Source organism: Salmonella sp. FC25216 (assembly GCF_057751355.1).
In genome coordinates, this window is sequence record NZ_JBDGON010000011.1 from 87119 (window position 1) to 104573 (window position 17455).

General features: G+C 50.6%; 20 protein-coding genes, 1 tRNA gene and 1 pseudogene. 7 read left to right on the forward strand and 15 right to left on the reverse strand.

Annotation, left to right across the window (positions count from 1 at the left end):
- Positions 1–7: 7 nt before the first annotated feature.
- From AC3G3F_RS19585 to csgB, 6 genes are all read right to left on the reverse strand, one after another.
- A complete protein-coding gene (locus AC3G3F_RS19585) occupies positions 8–1495 on the reverse strand; it encodes a phospholipase D family protein (protein WP_023246040.1) in 1488 nt (495 codons plus the stop codon).
- Positions 1431–1970, reverse strand: a complete 540-nt coding sequence (gene ymdB, locus AC3G3F_RS19590) for an O-acetyl-ADP-ribose deacetylase (RefSeq protein WP_023246039.1) — start codon at positions 1968–1970, stop codon at positions 1431–1433. The genes AC3G3F_RS19585 and ymdB overlap by 65 nt, the downstream gene beginning before the upstream one ends.
- A gap of 85 nt (positions 1971–2055) precedes the next feature.
- The gene (locus AC3G3F_RS19595) at positions 2056–2376 is read right to left on the reverse strand and encodes a type 1 fimbrial protein (protein WP_023246038.1); all 321 of its coding nucleotides are present in this window, start codon (positions 2374–2376) and stop codon (positions 2056–2058) included.
- Positions 2377–2507: 131 nt separating this feature from the next.
- Positions 2508–2834 carry a curli assembly chaperone CsgC gene (gene csgC / locus AC3G3F_RS19600; RefSeq protein ID WP_023246037.1) on the reverse strand — a complete coding sequence of 109 codons (327 nt, stop codon included), beginning with the start codon at positions 2832–2834 and terminating at the stop codon, positions 2508–2510.
- Positions 2835–2894: 60 nt separating this feature from the next.
- Positions 2895–3350: a curli major subunit CsgA gene (gene csgA, locus AC3G3F_RS19605; RefSeq protein WP_488395593.1), complete on the reverse strand. Its 456-nt coding sequence runs from the start codon at positions 3348–3350 to the stop codon at positions 2895–2897.
- A gap of 42 nt (positions 3351–3392) precedes the next feature.
- Complete coding sequence (gene csgB, locus AC3G3F_RS19610; RefSeq protein WP_023246036.1) at positions 3393–3848, reverse strand: curli minor subunit CsgB; 456 nt, start codon at positions 3846–3848, stop codon at positions 3393–3395.
- A 760-nt stretch (positions 3849–4608) separates the two neighbouring features.
- Here csgB and csgD point away from each other — a divergent pair.
- From csgD to csgG, 4 genes are read left to right on the forward strand one after another with little or no spacing between them, the layout of a single operon-like run.
- Positions 4609–5259 (forward strand): biofilm master transcriptional regulator CsgD, encoded by a 651-nt coding sequence (gene csgD / locus AC3G3F_RS19615; protein WP_023246035.1) that lies wholly within the window; start codon positions 4609–4611, stop codon positions 5257–5259.
- A 4-nt stretch (positions 5260–5263) separates the two neighbouring features.
- The gene (gene csgE, locus AC3G3F_RS19620; RefSeq protein WP_023246034.1) at positions 5264–5659 is read left to right on the forward strand and encodes a curli production assembly/transport protein CsgE; all 396 of its coding nucleotides are present in this window, start codon (positions 5264–5266) and stop codon (positions 5657–5659) included.
- Between the two features lie 26 nt (positions 5660–5685).
- Positions 5686–6102 (forward strand): curli production assembly/transport protein CsgF, encoded by a 417-nt coding sequence (gene csgF, locus AC3G3F_RS19625; RefSeq protein ID WP_023246033.1) that lies wholly within the window; start codon positions 5686–5688, stop codon positions 6100–6102.
- 26 nt (positions 6103–6128) lie between these two features.
- Complete coding sequence (gene csgG, locus AC3G3F_RS19630) at positions 6129–6962, forward strand: curli production assembly/transport protein CsgG (RefSeq protein ID WP_023246032.1); 834 nt, start codon at positions 6129–6131, stop codon at positions 6960–6962.
- Between the two features lie 38 nt (positions 6963–7000).
- On the opposite strand, the gene AC3G3F_RS19635 is transcribed toward csgG, so the two are convergent.
- From AC3G3F_RS19635 to ghrA, 4 genes are all read right to left on the reverse strand, one after another.
- A complete protein-coding gene (locus tag AC3G3F_RS19635; protein ID WP_044136007.1) occupies positions 7001–7483 on the reverse strand; it encodes a DUF1097 domain-containing protein in 483 nt (160 codons plus the stop codon).
- A 100-nt stretch (positions 7484–7583) separates the two neighbouring features.
- A complete protein-coding gene (locus tag AC3G3F_RS19640; protein ID WP_023246030.1) occupies positions 7584–8138 on the reverse strand; it encodes a TorD/DmsD family molecular chaperone in 555 nt (184 codons plus the stop codon).
- A gap of 23 nt (positions 8139–8161) precedes the next feature.
- Entirely contained in the window at positions 8162–8899 is a 738-nt protein-coding gene (locus AC3G3F_RS19645; RefSeq protein WP_023246029.1) for a phosphatase, read from the reverse strand.
- 84 nt (positions 8900–8983) lie between these two features.
- Complete coding sequence (gene ghrA, locus AC3G3F_RS19650) at positions 8984–9922, reverse strand: glyoxylate/hydroxypyruvate reductase GhrA (protein ID WP_023246028.1); 939 nt, start codon at positions 9920–9922, stop codon at positions 8984–8986.
- Positions 9923–10157: 235 nt separating this feature from the next.
- Between ghrA and AC3G3F_RS19655 the strand changes: the two genes are divergently transcribed.
- The 3 genes and pseudogenes from AC3G3F_RS19655 (at position 10158) to AC3G3F_RS19665 (ending at position 12502) form a co-directional block, all read left to right on the forward strand.
- Positions 10158–10245, forward strand: a tRNA-Ser gene (locus tag AC3G3F_RS19655).
- Between the two features lie 505 nt (positions 10246–10750).
- A pseudogene (locus tag AC3G3F_RS19660) lies at positions 10751–11520 on the forward strand (IS4 family transposase); the annotation flags it as partial.
- Entirely contained in the window at positions 11414–12502 is a 1089-nt protein-coding gene (locus AC3G3F_RS19665; protein ID WP_488395596.1) for a tyrosine-type recombinase/integrase, read from the forward strand. The pseudogene AC3G3F_RS19660 and the gene AC3G3F_RS19665, both read left to right, overlap by 107 nt.
- A gap of 54 nt (positions 12503–12556) precedes the next feature.
- On the opposite strand, the gene AC3G3F_RS19670 is transcribed toward AC3G3F_RS19665, so the two are convergent.
- From AC3G3F_RS19670 to AC3G3F_RS19690, 5 genes are all read right to left on the reverse strand, one after another.
- Positions 12557–13564, reverse strand: coding sequence for a hypothetical protein (locus AC3G3F_RS19670; RefSeq protein WP_488395598.1), 1008 nt, complete (start codon positions 13562–13564; stop codon positions 12557–12559).
- 212 nt (positions 13565–13776) lie between these two features.
- Positions 13777–14304: a type VI secretion system lipoprotein TssJ gene (tssJ, locus tag AC3G3F_RS19675; protein ID WP_071891280.1), complete on the reverse strand. Its 528-nt coding sequence runs from the start codon at positions 14302–14304 to the stop codon at positions 13777–13779.
- Between the two features lies 1 nt (position 14305).
- A complete protein-coding gene (gene tssG / locus AC3G3F_RS19680) occupies positions 14306–15403 on the reverse strand; it encodes a type VI secretion system baseplate subunit TssG (protein WP_023248457.1) in 1098 nt (365 codons plus the stop codon).
- A complete protein-coding gene (gene tssF / locus AC3G3F_RS19685) occupies positions 15367–17127 on the reverse strand; it encodes a type VI secretion system baseplate subunit TssF (RefSeq protein WP_070804645.1) in 1761 nt (586 codons plus the stop codon). The genes tssG and tssF overlap by 37 nt, the downstream gene beginning before the upstream one ends.
- Positions 17127–17438, reverse strand: a complete 312-nt coding sequence (locus AC3G3F_RS19690) for a hypothetical protein (RefSeq protein WP_053509562.1) — start codon at positions 17436–17438, stop codon at positions 17127–17129. The genes tssF and AC3G3F_RS19690 overlap by 1 nt, the downstream gene beginning before the upstream one ends.
- Positions 17439–17455: the final 17 nt, after the last annotated feature.

Genomic DNA, 17455 nt, shown 5'->3' on the forward strand with positions numbered 1-17455 from the left:
CGCCGGCTCAAAGCAGCCATTCAACAGGTAAAATTGCCGCCAACCGTACCAAAACCCGCTGCCAGAAACGTGTAGCGGGTTCTTTCTTTAACACCTTTTCCTCTTCTTGCTGACGATCGATCCAGTTAATTCTTCCCCAGCGATCCAGCCGGAGTTGCCAGGCCGCATCACGTTGGCTCTGCGTAAAACGCTTATGGATGAGCGTCGCCAGCGTTTCACTTTCAATTACAAAACCCATTTCGGTATTTAAAAGCGTTGAACGGGGATCAAAATTAAGCGACCCGATAAACACCTTACTACCATCAATGCTGAACGTTTTAGCATGTAAGCTGGACCCTGAGTTCCCGGTGAGTCCGCGATCATGTACGACGGTTTCATGCTCGCGGGTCGGTTTCAGTTCGTAGAGCTCCACGCCATAGCGCAGTAACTTCTTTCGCCAGCGCGCGTACCCCGCGTGAACAACCGCCACATCGTTTGCCGCCAGGGAGTTAGTCAAGATGGCGATCTTCACGCCTTTCCTGACCAGATTAAGCAACTGCGCTACGCCTGCGCGCGTAGGGACAAAGTAAGCGGAAATAATGTCGATACGCTCCGTCGGCGAGCCCATCACGTCAAATAATCGCTGTGGAAGAAGTGAATGGCGCTGCGCTTTCCCCTCGCCTTTAGAAGGGTCGTCGCTCAGCAACCGGGTTTTTGCCCAAATCAGCGGCAACGTTCCACGATCCAAATCCGCCATAAACTGACTGGTTTCCAGCTTATGCAGATAGCGGCGGGTGATTTCATCATTATACCAGGACTCGGGAAGTTCGATACGCTGCGTCAGTTCCTGCTCAGAAAGGGATAGCACTTGCTGTAATGTCGATACTGAACTACAACGCCAGTAACGTTCAAAATCATTGGCGACATCGTTGACCACGGGGCCAATTGCCATCACGTCCAGATCGGAAAATAGCGGCTCCTCGCCAGCGCCGAAATAGGCATCGCCGATGTTGCGCCCGCCGACCAGCGTCACTACGCCGTCGGCAGTGTAACTTTTATTGTGCATTCGCCGATTAAGTCGCGCAAAATCCGTCAAATATCCCAGCGCGCGTAGTGTACGAAAAGAGAAAGGATTAAACAGACGAACTTCGATGTTGGGATGGCTATCCAGCAACCGTAACGTATCATCAAGACCGGGCGTATTGTTATCATCCAGCAACAGACGAACATGAACGCCGCGTTTCGCCGCCGACAACAGTACCGAAAAGAGCAACCGCCCGGACATATCGTCTTCCCAAATATAGTACTGCACATCCAGCGTCCGCGCCGCCATTTCGGTCAGGCGGTAGCGGGCGGCAAACGCATCCAGACTGTTATCCAGAGCGAGAATGCCGCACTTTCCAGGATGGCGCGCACATAGCGGTTCAACGGCACGCTCCAGGCGTGTTTTATCAGGCAGGGTCGTCGCCTTGCTGAGTAAGTAATCTTGCGTAAAGCCGGGCAGTTTCTTCATCATAACAGACAAAGTATACCTGTTCAGGCAGAGCGTAACGGGTAATAAAATCTGAAACCGTCCTGACGGCGATTTCAGCAGCCTGGGCGCGAGGATAGCCATAAACGCCGGTGCTAATTGCCGGAAAAGCGATAGAACGATAGCGATTCGCCTCGGCAAGCAGCAAACAATTCCGGTATGCCTCTTCGAGTAACTCAGCCTCCTGGTGTTCGCCGCCTCGCCAGACGGGCCCCACCGTATGAATAACTGCCTTTGCAGAAAGCTTGCCGGCAGGCGTGATAACCGCATGTCCTGTCGGACATTCGCCCTGTTGCTGGCGGATTTGTTTACAGGCGTCCAGCAATGCCGGTCCCGCCGCGCGATGAATAGCGCCGTCTACGCCGCCGCCTCCCATTAATGACGGGTTAGCGGCGTTGACAATCGCATCGACACTAAGTTGAGTGATATCACCCTGTATGACCTGAAGACGTGATGTCATAGTCCCCCCTTTGTCTCACCTTATCTGCAAAGTGTACAGCAGGGCTTTCAACAGAGTCGCTCTTTTTATACCTATGACGCAGCCGTTAACGGTATTCAATATTCATAACCGCCAGACTTTTTTGCGCATTGAGGTAATGAAGCCGCACCGTCGCAATAGACTGAATATCCCGCGGCAAAGCAGGCGCCTGCCGAAGGTCAATCCTGTGTACTTGCTTTTTACCTTCGCGTAGGCAGGTTAAATCAATATTTTCGGCGTGAGTATAAACATCGCACGATGGCTCAACAATCGCGCCGTGAAAATGGATAACGCCCCCCTGTACCGTTTGTTGCCCCATCGCAGAATGAGTAAAAAAAGCGCAAATGCACAGGCTTACACCCGGGATATTTTTCTTTATTACGGACATGTTAACTCCTCAATGATTAGTCATCCTCGAGGGTTCGGCGTTACTCTTTAGCGCCATGCCGAGACGATGAAACGCTTTTATCGTCTCTTTATACCCAGGCCAGCCCATCTATTTCCGCTACCATCAAAAAACTACTGTGCAGAAGGCGGCCATTGTTGTGATAAATGCAGCGATTGTCCGTCTGAAACAGTAACAATAATTTTAACCGAGTCCTCTGAAGAGATATTTACACTAAGTCGAGACAACTCAATCGGTTGATTAGCAGGTAAAGATAGCGTCTGTTTTTGCTGTGTATGGCTTTGTCCCCCAGCCCCGTCACGCACAGAGAGAATTTGCACCTGACAGACGCAGGGTTCGTTTAATGTTACCAGGGGGATTACCGTGTAAATATCACCTTGCTGGGTCGTGGTAAAAGTAATCTGATTTGAAAGTGCGGCAAGAAGCAATAAGGTATGCATAATTTCCTCCCGAAAAAAAACAGGGCTTACGCCCTGTTTTTTATTAGCTCTGACGCTAAATTAATACTGGTTAGCCGTAGCGTTATTGCCAAAACCAACCTGACGTACCATTACGCTGGAATCAGATGCGGTCTGATTAACCAGCGCAGCGTTATTACCGCCGTATTGACCAACAGTAATATCGGAGTTTTTAGCGTTCCACTGATCGATGGTGGCATTGTTTCTGAAACCATTCTGAGTCAGTTCAATGGTACTATTATCTGCACCCTGGCCCACATCGGCACCGTTACCATAACCGCTCTGGGTAATGGTCGTTTCAGATTTACGGGCATCGCTTTGCAGAGCAAGCGCAGCGTTAGCAGAACCGTACTGATAGATGCTCAACGTTGAATCCGGGCCGGAACTATTGCCGCCGCCGTTATGATTACCGCCGCCGCCCCATTGTGAAACGACGCCTGCCAGAGCACTGCCAGAAACTACGATTGCTGCGAATGCTGCCACTTTTAAAAGTTTCATGGTAAAACCCCCATCGGATTGATTTTAAAAGTCGTAACGGTATTAGCGTTGGGTGACGCGAATAGCCATATGCGACTGTTTCTGTACTACAACTGCTGTTTTCTGCGTACCGTGTTGAGTAATATTGGCTTTATTTCCAGAACCTTTCTGGATAATGGCCGCACTATTACCGTAAGCGCTTTGCGATATACTGGCATCGTTGGCATTGCCTGTCTGTTCAATATATGCAAAGTTATAATTCCCTGCCTGGTCGACTCTCGCCCGGTTATTCCCTCCTTCTTGTGAAATAACGGACAATAGTTTTGAACCTTCCTGGCGTACCCTGGCACTATTATCCGTGCCGACTTGACCAATAATGGCTGCCTGATTAAATGAAGACTTACTTAATTCATTTACCGCAAAATTATATTCTGAGCGAGCCAGATCATAATTAGTCGCGGTTGCAATCCCAGGCGCACCCAGTATTGTCAACATCATAAATAACAATTTGTTTTTCATGCTGTCACCCTGGACCTGGTCGTACATAGCAAAATTTATCTATAGCCTTACAGATTGTTAACGACATGCATTTCTTGTTAGCGCGTCGTTACGATGAAGAGTATGTCCGTGGAAACATTTTTAATAACTCACCCACGAGTGGTATTTTTTTATTTAAGCTCATACCAAAGTGCTAATAAGATGATAATTACATGATTATTTATAATTAATTTTTGGCCGCAGAAGATAGTGTATCGCGAAACAAAAACATGAAGTGTTGTTATATGTTACGCCGCCCTGAAGGTGCTCTTATGCTTCCCCGGGAGTGCAATTCGTACAAGACGTGACACACTTCGTTTTTTTTGCCTTTGTGTTGTCCAGGTTAATGCAGCATCTCGAATTTTAAGAAAAAATAAAATCAAGACGTGATGAATAATAATAAAAATCATTTTAAATCAATATATTAATATAATTTGTATGATTTTTCAAATCTATGCAATAACAGCAAAATGTACAACTTTACTATCAAATCTAAACTTCAAAAAAACCCAAAAACAATATTTTAATATATATTTTTACATTCTGTTACAAGTTTAACACTTGCTTTAAGATTTGTAATGGCTAGATTGAAAACAGTTAAAAGTATTTTCTCAAATATTTTTCTCTTTCTGGACGATGGGCTATTTCAACCCACAGCAGTGCAACATCTGTCAGTACTTCTGGTGCCTTTATTTTATGGGGGCAACTGTCAGATGTGCGATTAAAAAAGTGGAGTTTCATCATGTTTAATGAAGTCCATAGTAGTCATGGTCATACACTATTGTTGATCACAAAGCCATCCCTGCAAGCTACGGCATTATTGCAACATTTAAAACAATCGCTGGCCTTAGCCGGAAAACTGCATAATATTCAACGTTCTCTGGAAGATATTTCTGCTGGTTGTATTGTTTTAATGGATATGATGGAAGCGGATAAAAAGCTTATCCACTATTGGCAGGATAATTTAAGTCGGAAAAACAATAATATAAAAACATTATTGTTAAATACCCCTGACGATTACCCCTACCGTGAAATTGAAAACTGGCCTCATATTAACGGCGTGTTTTACGCCGCCGAAGACCAGGAACACGTGGTCAGCGGATTACAGGGAATTCTGCGAGGCGAGTGCTATTTTTCACAAAAATTAGCCAGTTACCTGATTACACACTCAGGGAATTACCGCTACAACAGTACCGAGTCAGCATTACTGACCCATCGTGAAAAAGAGATCCTCAATAAGTTACGTATTGGCGCCTCTAATAATGAAATCGCCAGGTCGCTATTTATCAGCGAGAATACGGTTAAGACACATCTTTATAATCTTTTCAAAAAGATAGCTGTCAAGAATCGTACCCAGGCAGTTTCATGGGCAAACGATAATCTCAGGCGGTAAGGCCATGAAACGCTATCTGAGCTGGATGGTAGCAGCAGAGTTACTGTTCGCTACCGGAAACCTGTATGCCAATGAAGTTGAAGTCGAGGTTCCCGGATTATTAACCGACCATACCGTCTCTTCGATAGGACATGATTTCTATCGTGCATTCAGCGACAAATGGGAAAGCGAGTACACCGGTAATCTGACCATTAATGAAAGACCCAGTGCGCGTTGGGGAAGCTGGATCACCATAACGGTAAATCAGAGCGTTATTTTCCAGACCTTTTTATTTCCAATGAAAAGAGACTTCGAGAAAACCGTAGTCTTCGCATTAGCGCAAACAGAGGAAGCATTAAATCGCCGACAAATAGATCAAACGCTATTAAGTACGAGTGATTTAGCGCGTGATGAATTCTAAAACATGATTTTTATCCGGAGGCTGTCATGCGTATTAAACATGCAGTAGTGCTGCTCATGCTTTTTTCGCCATTAACCTGGGCCGGAAATATGACGTTCCAGTTCCGTAATCCTAACTTTGGCGGTAATCCCAATAACGGCTCCTTTTTATTGAATAGCGCCCAGGCGCAAAATTCATATAAAGACCCCAATTATGATGACGATTTTGGTATCGAAACCCCCTCAGCGTTGGATAACTTTACGCAGGCTATTCAATCACAAATTCTGGGCGGCTTGTTGACCAATATTAATACCGGGAAACCAGGACGTATGGTGACCAACGATTTTATTATCGATATCGCTAATCGCGACGGACAGCTCCAGCTCAACGTCACGGACAGAAAAACGGGAAGAACCTCGACTATCGAAGTGTCAGGTTTACAAACTCAGTCAACCGATTTTTAAGCTACAGTCACTAAAGGATATAAATCATGCCGCGCTTACTTATTTTGGTTGCCGTTTTATTGTTGAGTGGATGCTTAACTGCCCCGCCTAAACAAGCTGCGAAACCGACATTAATGCCCCGCGCACAAAGTTACAAAGATTTGACGCACTTGCCTGTACCCACCGGTAAGATCTTTGTTTCGGTATATAACATTCAGGATGAAACGGGCCAATTTAAACCTTACCCGGCAAGTAACTTTTCCACGGCTGTGCCGCAGAGCGCAACTGCTATGTTGGTTACCGCGCTGAAAGATTCGCGCTGGTTTATCCCACTGGAACGACAGGGCTTACAGAATCTTTTGAATGAACGAAAAATCATTCGCGCAGCCCAGGAAAACGGTACCGTGGCGATGAATAACCGTATCCCGCTTCAGTCGCTGACGGCGGCAAATATTATGGTGGAGGGTTCTATTATTGGTTATGAAAGCAACGTCAAATCCGGCGGGGCCGGCGCAAGATATTTCGGTATTGGCGCTGATACGCAATATCAGTTGGATCAGATTGCTGTCAATCTGCGCGTGGTTAACGTCAGCACGGGCGAAATCCTTTCTTCGGTGAATACCAGTAAAACCATCCTTTCCTATGAAGTACAGGCGGGCGTGTTCCGCTTTATTGATTACCAGCGCTTACTGGAAGGCGAAATCGGCTACACCTCGAACGAACCGGTGATGCTGTGTCTAATGTCAGCCATTGAAACCGGCGTTATCTTCCTCATTAACGATGGTATCGATCGCGGACTGTGGGATTTGCAGAATAAAGCGGACAGGCAAAATGATATTCTGGTAAAATACCGTGAGCTGTCAGTGCCACCAGAATCCTGATGAATACGAAAAAGCGTGGGGAAGAACCCCACGCTTTTTTATTTTGTGACCGCCGTATGCGCTGAATGTTGCTCGCGACGTGATGCCAGCCATAGCCCACTATTTTTCATGGCATAGCCAAAGATTAGCCCCAGCGCCAGCGACGGTAACACCAACCGCCAGTCACCCTGTCCTGCAAATGTCGCACAGGCGCCGATAAATGTTCCCGGTACAAAAGAAAGCAATAGCTGCTTTGCCTGGATACACATCAGGAATGCCACGATCCCCGTCAACACGTAACTGACAATTTCCAGATGCGGCGCCAGCGCGCTGCCGTGAATAATGACCAGCGCCCACACCATACCGCTTAACAGCGTACAGGCGGAAATCAACAATCCCTTAAAGCCGCCCTGCGGACAGGCGAAATAAGCCGTGCAACCTAAAAAACCGGCCCAGCTTAGCAACCCCAGGGAGACGGCCACCCATCCCCATATTCCAGAAAGGATGCCCGTCGTGATAGCAATAGAAAGAAGTATGTTCATGGTGCACATCATAGCAGAAAAGCACCCAATTAATGAGATCGCGCACACATTTTATGCAATTTAATAAAACGAGTTACAGTTTAAAGTGATTAACATCACATTATTCTTCATCTTCTTCCTGAAGTTCATCCCACATGGCCCCTATCGCATCACGCGTTAGTGGCGCCAGGGTGCGCCAGAATGGCGTAACGGCATGAGCTTCAACTTTACCAAGGAAGGTATTGCACCAGGGAAGCAAATAATCGGCAAATAAGGTTTCCAGCGCTTCACTTTCATCTTCGGCAGACTGATCTTCCAGCCAGGAGGCAGCGAGCAATAAAGTGCCAATGTGATCGGCAGGCGTATCGCCCAGCGGCATCCCTCGCGACGTTAAAAAAGCGCGCACCTCAGACTCTTCCGCGCCTTCGATCCACGCGCTGCGGTATGGCGGTACCGCGCACTCTTCCCCGACAAATAACGCGTTGTAATCGGTGGAAATCTGCGTGATATCACAGCTTTTCTGTAAACGCGCCAGCATGTCATCCTGCTCCAGCGGCCAGTTTGCCGCCAGCTTACCTTCACGGATTAACGTAAACAGCGGAACCAGTAAAGGATCTTGCGGTTGGCGGTAATACAACGATCCCAGCACACGGCACAGGATTGAAAACTCATTCATTGATATCTTCCCGTAAATAACGATTAAAGTTCGGCAAATTCCGGTACAGGCGCCATACCGCGTGATTCGAGAAAGGCCAGTAAGCGCTGCGGCGAGACGTTCAGGATTCGATCTTCCGGGAAGTTCACCGCATCCAGAATTTTCCGGCACTCGGTGAAATCGCCAAGCGTAAAGGCCGTATGGGAATCAGAGCCTAACGCTACCCAGCCTCCCGCATCGCGTACGGCGGCAGCGACCGCACGGCAATTATCTTCGCTTCCTTTACGCGAATGCAGAAAAGAAGAGTTGTTGATTTCCAGCGCTACATGGTGTTTCGCCGCCGCCTGCGCGATGGCATTAACATCCACGGGATACTTTGGATTTCCGGGGTGGCTAATAATATGCACCTTGCCGTTGGCGATGGTTGCGATCATTGCCTGGGTATTGGTTTCTTTATCATGCGGCGCAAAAACGGGCTCATGAAAGCCTGCGATAATCAGATCCAGCGAGTCGAACATCTTTCCGGAACAATCAATTTCACCGTTAATATTCTTGATATTCGCCTCAATACCACGCAGTATCCCCACGCCGTCAACCAGACGCGGCCAGATGCGCATGTTAATAAAATGCCAGTGATGCGGCGCATCTTCCATGTCCGGACCATGATCGGTAATCGCAAAAAGTTTAATACCTTTGCGTTTGGCTTCCGCGATATAATCGCTCAGCGTACTGTAGGCATGAGTGCTGGCGACGGTATGCATGTGCAGATCAACGGGATACATTGCTCTCTCCTGTAGTCATTTCCGACAAGGATAGCAGGTATCGCCAGCGTTTTTTAGCGAAACCCGGCCCACGCCGGGTTGATGTCAGTATCCTCTCGCCCGGTCCACTTGCCCCGTCACCAACTCCCCCTTCGCCAGCTGGGTAATGGTGCGGGCAATATAATCGATGGCTTCTGCCGGACGGGTTACTGCCGCAATATGCGGCGTCATGGCGACTCGCGGATGGTGCCATAATGGGCTTTCCTGCGGTAACGGTTCCTGGCTAAAGACATCCAACATCGCGCCTTTTAGCTTGCCGCTATCAAGCGCGGCAAGCAAATCCGTCTCCTGAACATGAACACCGCGCGCGAGATTCAGCACGTAAGCGCCATCCGGCAATTGATCCAACAATTCGCTATTGATAATTCCCACCGTTTGGGCCGTATTCGGCAGCAGGTTAATCAGCACCCGAGTCTGGTTCAGGAAAGCGCGCAGTTCTTCACGCCCAGCATAACTTTCCACGCCAGGCCAGGATTTGCGGCTACGACTCCAGCAACGTAACGGGAACCCCCACACCTGTAGACTTTCTGCCACTTTTGAGCCCAGTACCCCTGCGCCCATGATACCGACGCTAAATTCCTCGCGGGTATATTCCGGCAACGGTTTCCATATCGCCTGATTTTTCAGCGACTGATAATCATCGAAACGACGGAACCAGTGTAATACCTGGCTGACGGCATATTCCTGCATTTGCAGGCCCATACCGGTATCTTCCAGGCGGAATAGAGGAATGGAGGCATCCAGCATTTCCGGATGCGCATTTAATTTACTCAGAATTGAATCCACCCCCGCGCCCAGCGCAAAGACGGCTTTTAACCGTCTTCCGGCCAGCATTTCAACCGGGGGCTGCCATACAAGCGCATAGTCTGCGGGGTTGTTATCACCGGCCTTCCATTCACGAACGCGCGCATGAGGGAGGACCTTCTCCAGCGCATTCACCCACCAGGCGGCGTTAAATGTCGGGTGATAAAAAATTATCTCCATGTTATCTCCTGAGCAGTATTGTGCGGAATGTGATTGCGCCTGTTGTCAGCGTTTTCAACGGGATGTGCAGCATAGCAAATTTCCCGGCGCGGGCAAAAAAAGCAGTTTTCGCTTATTAAAGCCACAGATTGGTGGAAGTTTGTATAAACGCGTTTTTTTTAAAAAAAGTTGATTGACGTAGAAAGGATATTTCCCTACATTAGCGCCCGTTCCAGTAATGCTGGAGCGACAATTTGGTGAGGTGTCCGAGTGGCTGAAGGAGCACGCCTGGAAAGTGTGTATACGGCAACGTATCGGGGGTTCGAATCCCCCCCTCACCGCCATCTTAAAGAAAGAGCTCGTACGAAAGTACGGGCTTTTTTTCTCATTAAGTCACCTTACCGGGGGGATGAGAACACCCGACCGGGGTTCGACAACTGGCGCAGCCAGTTGGACAGACGACGAGCCTGCGAGGAGACTGCCCGCAGGGCGAGCGCAGCGAGTCAATCCCCCCCCTCACCGCCATCTTAAAGAAAGAGCTCGTACGAAAGTACGGGCTTTTTTTCTCATTAAGTCACCTTATCGGGGGGATGAGAACACCCGACCGGGGTTCGACAACTGGCGCAGCCAGTTGGACAGACGACGAGCCTGCGAGGAGACTGCCCGCAGGGCGAGCGCAGCGAGTCAATCCCCCCCTCACCGCCATCTTAAAGAAAGAGCTCGTACGAAAGTACGGGCTTTTTTTTCACCTAAAGCCACCCTAGAGGCTGAGGAATCCCCAGAAAAAAAGACAGGCATAGAGTTTTGTGATCTACTGATTGCGCTAACAAATTCAATGAGATCACCTCTATGCCTGCCCGAACATTATGCCAGAAATTTTTCCGTGGCGCTCTGAGCCCGTTTCATCAATATCGTCAGAATGCTCTTCTTGATGCTACCGTGGCTTTGACCCGTGGTGCATCACTTACTCTGACAAGCATCGGTCGCTACCTTCCTGGTTCAGCACAAGTCAAAAACAGGATAAAACGCGTTGACCGCCTGTCAGGTAATACCTCTTTGCATGAGGATATCCCTTTGATATTCCGTAATATTACATCACTCCTTACTCGCCAGTTTTCCTGGTGTGTTATCGCTGTCGACTGGAGCGGTTACCCGTCCAGGAATATCACATCCTTCGTGCCAGTCTTATCTGTGATGGGCGTTCAATCCCTCTGCTTAGTCGGCTTGTACCTTCAGCAAAGCAAAATAATTCGCTGATACAAAAAGAATTTCTCGATGATCTTCACCGGTGCGTAAATCCCAAAGCAAAAGTCATACTTATTACAGATGCGGGGTCTCAGAGTGCATGGTTTCGGCACATAAAATCACTGGGGTGGGACTTTATTGGCCGCATAAGGGGAACGGTTCAATTCTGTCTGCTGCATGATGGCGAAAGATGGCTGAAAATAACGGATGTTCGGGGTAAAGCAAGCCCGGAATATCCGGGAGCAGGATGGCTTGCCCGGGCGGAATATGCCCGGTGTTCAGGCCATTTTTATCTTCATAAAAGGGAAACCAGAGGACGTAAAAACCAGCGTTCCAGAGGGCGATTATCCAGCCCAACGACAGAAAAAGAAAAACGGACAGACATTCCGCCAGATCGCCATGAACTGGCATGCCGATCACCGGCGCTGGTCTGAACACTATGCGACGAACATCCGGCGCAGGCTGGAAATGTATGTATTCCCGGATATCGGGGACAAATACATCGATCAAATCGTCACAGAGGATCTGCTGTTTACCCTGCGCAAAGTGGAGAACAAAGGCTTTCTGGAGATCACCGCGCGGCTGAAAAATTACGTCACCGGGATCATGCGTTATGCGGTGAAAAAGCAGCTAATCAAATCAAACCCCGCTCTGGATCTGGACGGTGAATTTACGCCGCCGGAAACACAGCATTACCCGGCCCTGCCGCTTGAGAAACTACCAGAATTATTATCCCGGACGGATAACTACTCCGGCAGGCTGCTGACACGGTATGCGCTTAAGCTGTCGCTGCTGTTCTTTGTGCGCTCCAGCGAACTGCGCTTTGCCCGCTGGAGTGAGATCGACTGGCAGCAGAAGCTCTGGATAATCCCGGTAGAACGGGAGCAGATCGAAAACGCGCGCTTCTCTCACCGTGGTACAAAGATGAAAACGCAGCACATCGTCCCGCTGTCCGATCAGGCAATGGCGATCCTGAAACAAACTGAAGCGCTCTCCGGGCATCTGGCGTTTATTTTCCCCGGCGAATACGACCAGGACAAGTGCATGAGCGACAACACCATCAACAAGGCATTGCGCGTAATGGGCTACGACACCCGAAAAGAGATCTGCGGTCACGGCTTCCGGGCGATGGCGTGCAGTGCGCTGAGTGAGTCGGGACGGTGGAGCAAAGAAGCGATTGAAAAGCAAATGAGTCACCAGGAAAGGAACAGCGTGCGTGCCGCCTATATTCATAAGGCAAAATATCTGGAGGAGCGGATCGCTATGATGCAGTGGTGGGCGGATTATCTGGATGCAAGCATGGATCTGTATGTGTCACCTTACCAGTATGCAGGCAACCTTAAGGAGGCCTCGTAACATGCCCCCCAAAGTCCGGTCGTTCTTTGCCCCGTTCAGGGGCAAAGAAACCATTCACGATCGGCTCACGAATTGCCCGGGATTCAGTTCCGGCACGGCACGGAATCCTGTCGTTTTTTTAAAGTTCATATTATGAACAAAATTATTCATTGAATCAGAAGGATCAATGGCATCCATATTCAGACGATCCAGTACCTGCCTGGTTACAGCCACACTAAGAATAGGTAACTCTTCCGGATAGCCCGTTGCAGTATTCAGCAATTCATCCACAGCAGTTACAATCACCATGTCATCAGGGAGCAGGTTAAGTAACTCGCGGGCCACCCGCAAAACACAACTACAGATATAATCCTGAAGTAATTCATTCCATTTACCGACCGGCATTTTCTTTACAGACAGTTTCCCGCTTTTCAGTAATGATTTAATTTCAGTGGGGATGACATGTCCACCATGAACATGCAACGTCACCAGCAACACCCCGGATATCTCATCAATACAGAAGTGGATCGATGACCCCAATTCACTGAGTTCATCAAACGGAGCGAAAAACTCAATAGCATTTATTCTGGCCCGAGGCTCGCCATCCAGAATGCCAGTGGCAATTCCGGTCTGCTGTTCATGATCTGCAGAATCCTGCTGCCACTGCTGATAGAGTGAATCAAAGTTATCCTGGTCGTCCTTTTTCGCGACGTCAACGGCTTCATTCAGTTTCTGTTTTTTCTTCCTGTCGATCTTCAGCAATCGGGACAAAAAACCGGGGCGGTAGTTTTGCACAGCCTGTCTGGCCTGCGCTTCTTTGCTACCGAAAAAAACAGACTGCACAGGGGCATCAGCCCGGGCTATTGACAGCCAGTCAACAGGATCTCCGCATCCTTTATGCACCGACTGCAATACATCAATATAATTATTCCAGACGTCAACTTCATATTCAGCCTGTTCCAGTTCGGCCATCCGGGCATACGCTTTTTGCTGCTTTTGCAGTTCGCGTCTGCGCTTTTCTGCATCACGTTCAATTCGCCGGGAAGTCGCCTGTAATGAACGAATGGTGCCTTTCCATCCCATATAATAATCCACTCCTTTAACCAGCAATATATCCGGGAGCAACGCTCTCGTTGTGTACTGAACCAAATTGAATGACGACGCGGAATCCTCCCCCTCCTGACTTTTCCAGGTATCTTCCAGCGCACGGCGGAAAACGTGGTATTCTCAAATCACGAGCCACACATTCATTATGTCCTGGTCATATAACTTCCATCCGTATTTCATGATTTTCTTTATTTATCATCAGACGTTTTCAGCATCAGTGAATTCCCCTCCAGTGACACGGTACGCGCCTTATCAGGATCGAGGTCATCCCGTGTCAGCACCAGTCGCCAGTCGTTCTTACGCGCATCCGGTGAGCGGAACTGTGCCACCAGCGCCACATATTGCGCTTTCTCATCCAGCAGCATATCCAGCGAGACGGTATTACCTGGACGCACCCACACATCCTTTTCGGCCACCAGGTCAGCGCCCAGTACGGTGTTAGCATCAGACTGCAGTGCCGCATAATCGGCCTTATCAAACGCCTGACGATCTTTCAACTGGTAGACCCACACATCCGTTGCCAGCGGCATCCCGTCTTCATCGGGATTGAGTGCTGCACGGGCCTTCAGATCGAGACGCAGGGTTTTCACCGTCTTGTAAAAGATGGCCGTTACCACCGATTTCGTGCCGTCGCTGACGCTCTGGGTCAGCCCGCAGCCGGACAGGAGAAAAGCCAGCGGCAGCAGCGCGGCCAGCAGTCGGTATTGTTTCGTCATATCACTCTTCAACGTCTGTCACCTCGCGGTGTTGTGGATTTTTCTGCAGTCCTTCGTAATAGCCCAGGCTGACGGTGAGACGGTCCGGCATCGCCGGGTCCGGTGTCATATCGTCAGGGTCGTGCCCCAGCAGGCAGGAGTACCCCATGTATACCGAATCGTCAGAATATTGGCAGGTCAGCCGTGGCCGGGGCAGTAACCGGCGCGGGAACGTCAGGGAAATATGCGCATCGTAGCGCCAGCCCAGATAGACCCGCAGCAGGGCCAGTAAATCGTTATACAGCGTAAAATCCGGCGGGAACCAGCCCTGTAAATCCGCTTTGCTTTCGGTATACAGCCGTATATCAATGGTGCCGTTGACATCGGTGGCAACACCGCCCAGCACGAGATGGTCCCCCAGGCAAAATCCTCCGGCGGTACTCAGCGTCAGTTCCGGAACTTCCACCCGCCGCTTATGGTGCGGCACCACCGTGGCCGTCGTATCCGGCGTGACCATTTTCACCACCTGAGCCACCCCTTCGGCAGTCCGCCCCGGCACCTGCAGGGCGGGCAGCATGCCGAGAAAGCGCGACAGCGGAGTGTCCAGGTGTTCAGCGGTGCCGGGAATACCAAGCCCCGCCAGTCCCAGCAGGCACTGTGAAATGGCATCGGTGCCGCCATCCTCAAACGAAGCCGGGTAACTGTGCTTACGCCAGATACGGTAATACTGGGTTATCAGCCGGTGGTTGAAGATATCGAGAAAGTGCTCCACCGTCTCATGACCCTCACGCCGTTGCGTGATGTCATCAATATACTGGGTCGGCAGCGGCGACGTGATGCCGTAGAGCCCCATAAAGGTGGTTCTGACCGTGGGCGGCGAATCCGGGTTATCATCCGGATTAATCTCAATGCCCTTAAACTCACCTGCCGGAAAGCCCATTCCGGCATACGGACGCAGACGCACCGGGTCATCGCCGATGCGCCTGCTGCTGCCGAGTGGTGGATACTCAGGATGCGTCTTTTCCAGCCACTGCAGAAAGCGGTAAAAATGGGTGTACGGCAGGCGTTCGCCGAACGCGTCATTTAGCGTCGTAAAGCTGACTGATGGTTCTCTTTCCATCGCAGGCAGTGTCCTGTCGGTTGCAGTATCAGGGTGAGGCGGTTAAACAGGTGCATATCGGCGTACTGCGCGAAGAAGCGGTTGAGCAGGCTGCCGAACAGCCAGACATCGCCCTCACCGGTAAACATCGTGGTGTCGAGGGTCACTTCAATGTCCACGCCCCGCTGTAAGCCGCGTTTCCAGTATTCCAGCCGGTGGTGTTCAACCCTGAGAATGCCATTCAGACGGCGACGGTTAACATCGCTGTCCGCCCAGTTATAGAGCGCCAGGGTATTACGCAGTACCTCTGCATTGTTCATCATCCACAGAAAGCTGCTGCCCAGGTGGCTCAGCAACTTCCAGTGAAAACGATTCTCACTGGGCGGATAGCAAGGTATGGAGGGGCGACAGAGGTTACGCACGCGCACCGGGGTCTGCTGTGTGCCGCAGAGTTGTTCCAGCAACACGCTCTGCAGGGTTTTACGCGGCAGACACCCATTGGTGCCGGTAAGGCTCAGCGCCAGAGGGTCATCCGGCTGCAGGCGCTCCCGTTCAAACGCTTCGCCACCGAGGATTAACCACGTTTCCGTACGCCCGGAGGGGCCACGCTGCACGCGGGTATGAAAGTAGCGGGCCGGTCGCTCACGCCGGTACATCCCGCCCTGCTGTTCAAAGAGACGAAACGATGTGTAACGCAGCGCATCCTCTTCAAACGAGGCCGCCACGGATTCAACCGCAAAGATTTCGGTATGCGGGTCATCATCGCGCAGCGGCTGCAGGCGATAGTCGGTCTGTTCTGCATTAATCGCCAGCGGACGCGCATCGAGGCGAAACAGGTTCACCACCGGCACGCAGTGCAGGCGCAGGTTCTCTTCGCTGACCGTGAAATCGTGCGGCCAGTGCTGCGTGAAACGTAACTCCAGCTCAAACCAGGGCAGCGTTTCAGGCCAGGCAACCTGCTCCAGCCCTTCCAGCGAGACGAACATAAACTTCTCGCGGAAGGTAAAGTATTCCAGCAGATGCTGATAGCTGCTGTACCCGCTCTTTTCCACCTCCCACAGATGCGCATCATCATCAAAGGCGCTGGCGCGAAAGCGCAGCGGTAAGGGCTGGCGGTCCATATTGCCCGGCAAACGAAGGTAAACCTGGGCCACCCGGCGGGTCAGAAACAGATGCAGCAGTGAGGCCAGCGGCGCATCGCCGTTCAGGTATACCGGCAGCGCGGAGAGGTCGAGCCGCCGCCAGTCCGCCGTGTTACCGCAGGAAAAACGCAAACGCAGGGCGCTGGCACCCTCCGGCTCCGCAAAGACACTCGCCGTCTCAAGGGCGAGCGGCTGCAGGGTCAGCGGTCGCGTGGTGCGGTAACGACAGCGAATCCGGTTGTCGCCCACCGGCGCGGAAATCACTTCGGTGTGCTGATGCACCGTGTCGCTGTGCTTGAGTCCGTCCGGCTCAGGGGCAATTTCCACCACGCACATCGACGGCAGCGGGCGCAGATAGTGCGGCCACAGCAGGCTGATAACACCTTCGGTCAGTTCGGGGTAGTCATCATCGAGTTTCTGCCGAACACGCCCCATCAGGAAGGCAAAGCCCTGGAACAGGCGGGTCACAGACTCATCCATCGCACCGTTCATCGTCAGTCCCATCTGCCGGGCCTCTTCCGGATGCAGCTCAGCAAACTCCCGCGCCGCATCACGCAGGTAGCGCATTTCGGTGTCGAAGTAGCGGAGGGTCAGGTCGTCCATTAACTGTCTCCGTCTGGTATCTTTGCTTTTTCAGTACAGAACTTGATGATCATCCCGACGATACAGACCAGGAGAACGAAGGGACAAAAAGAGAGCAGACAATCAAGAATCCCGCCCCAAAAACCTCTGTAAAACGTACGGGTATCAGTAAAAAAGAGGACGCCGCTAAGTACCAGGAAAATAGCACCGGCAGCACGGGGACACATCAGGGCCGATGCCAGCATCATCAGGATAACAGGCAGCATCAGTAGCGCCTGCACGCCAGTTACGACCATATCTTTAAAGCTGGTGAAATGGTGAGAAAAGTGCATTGAGAAACCCTGCAGGA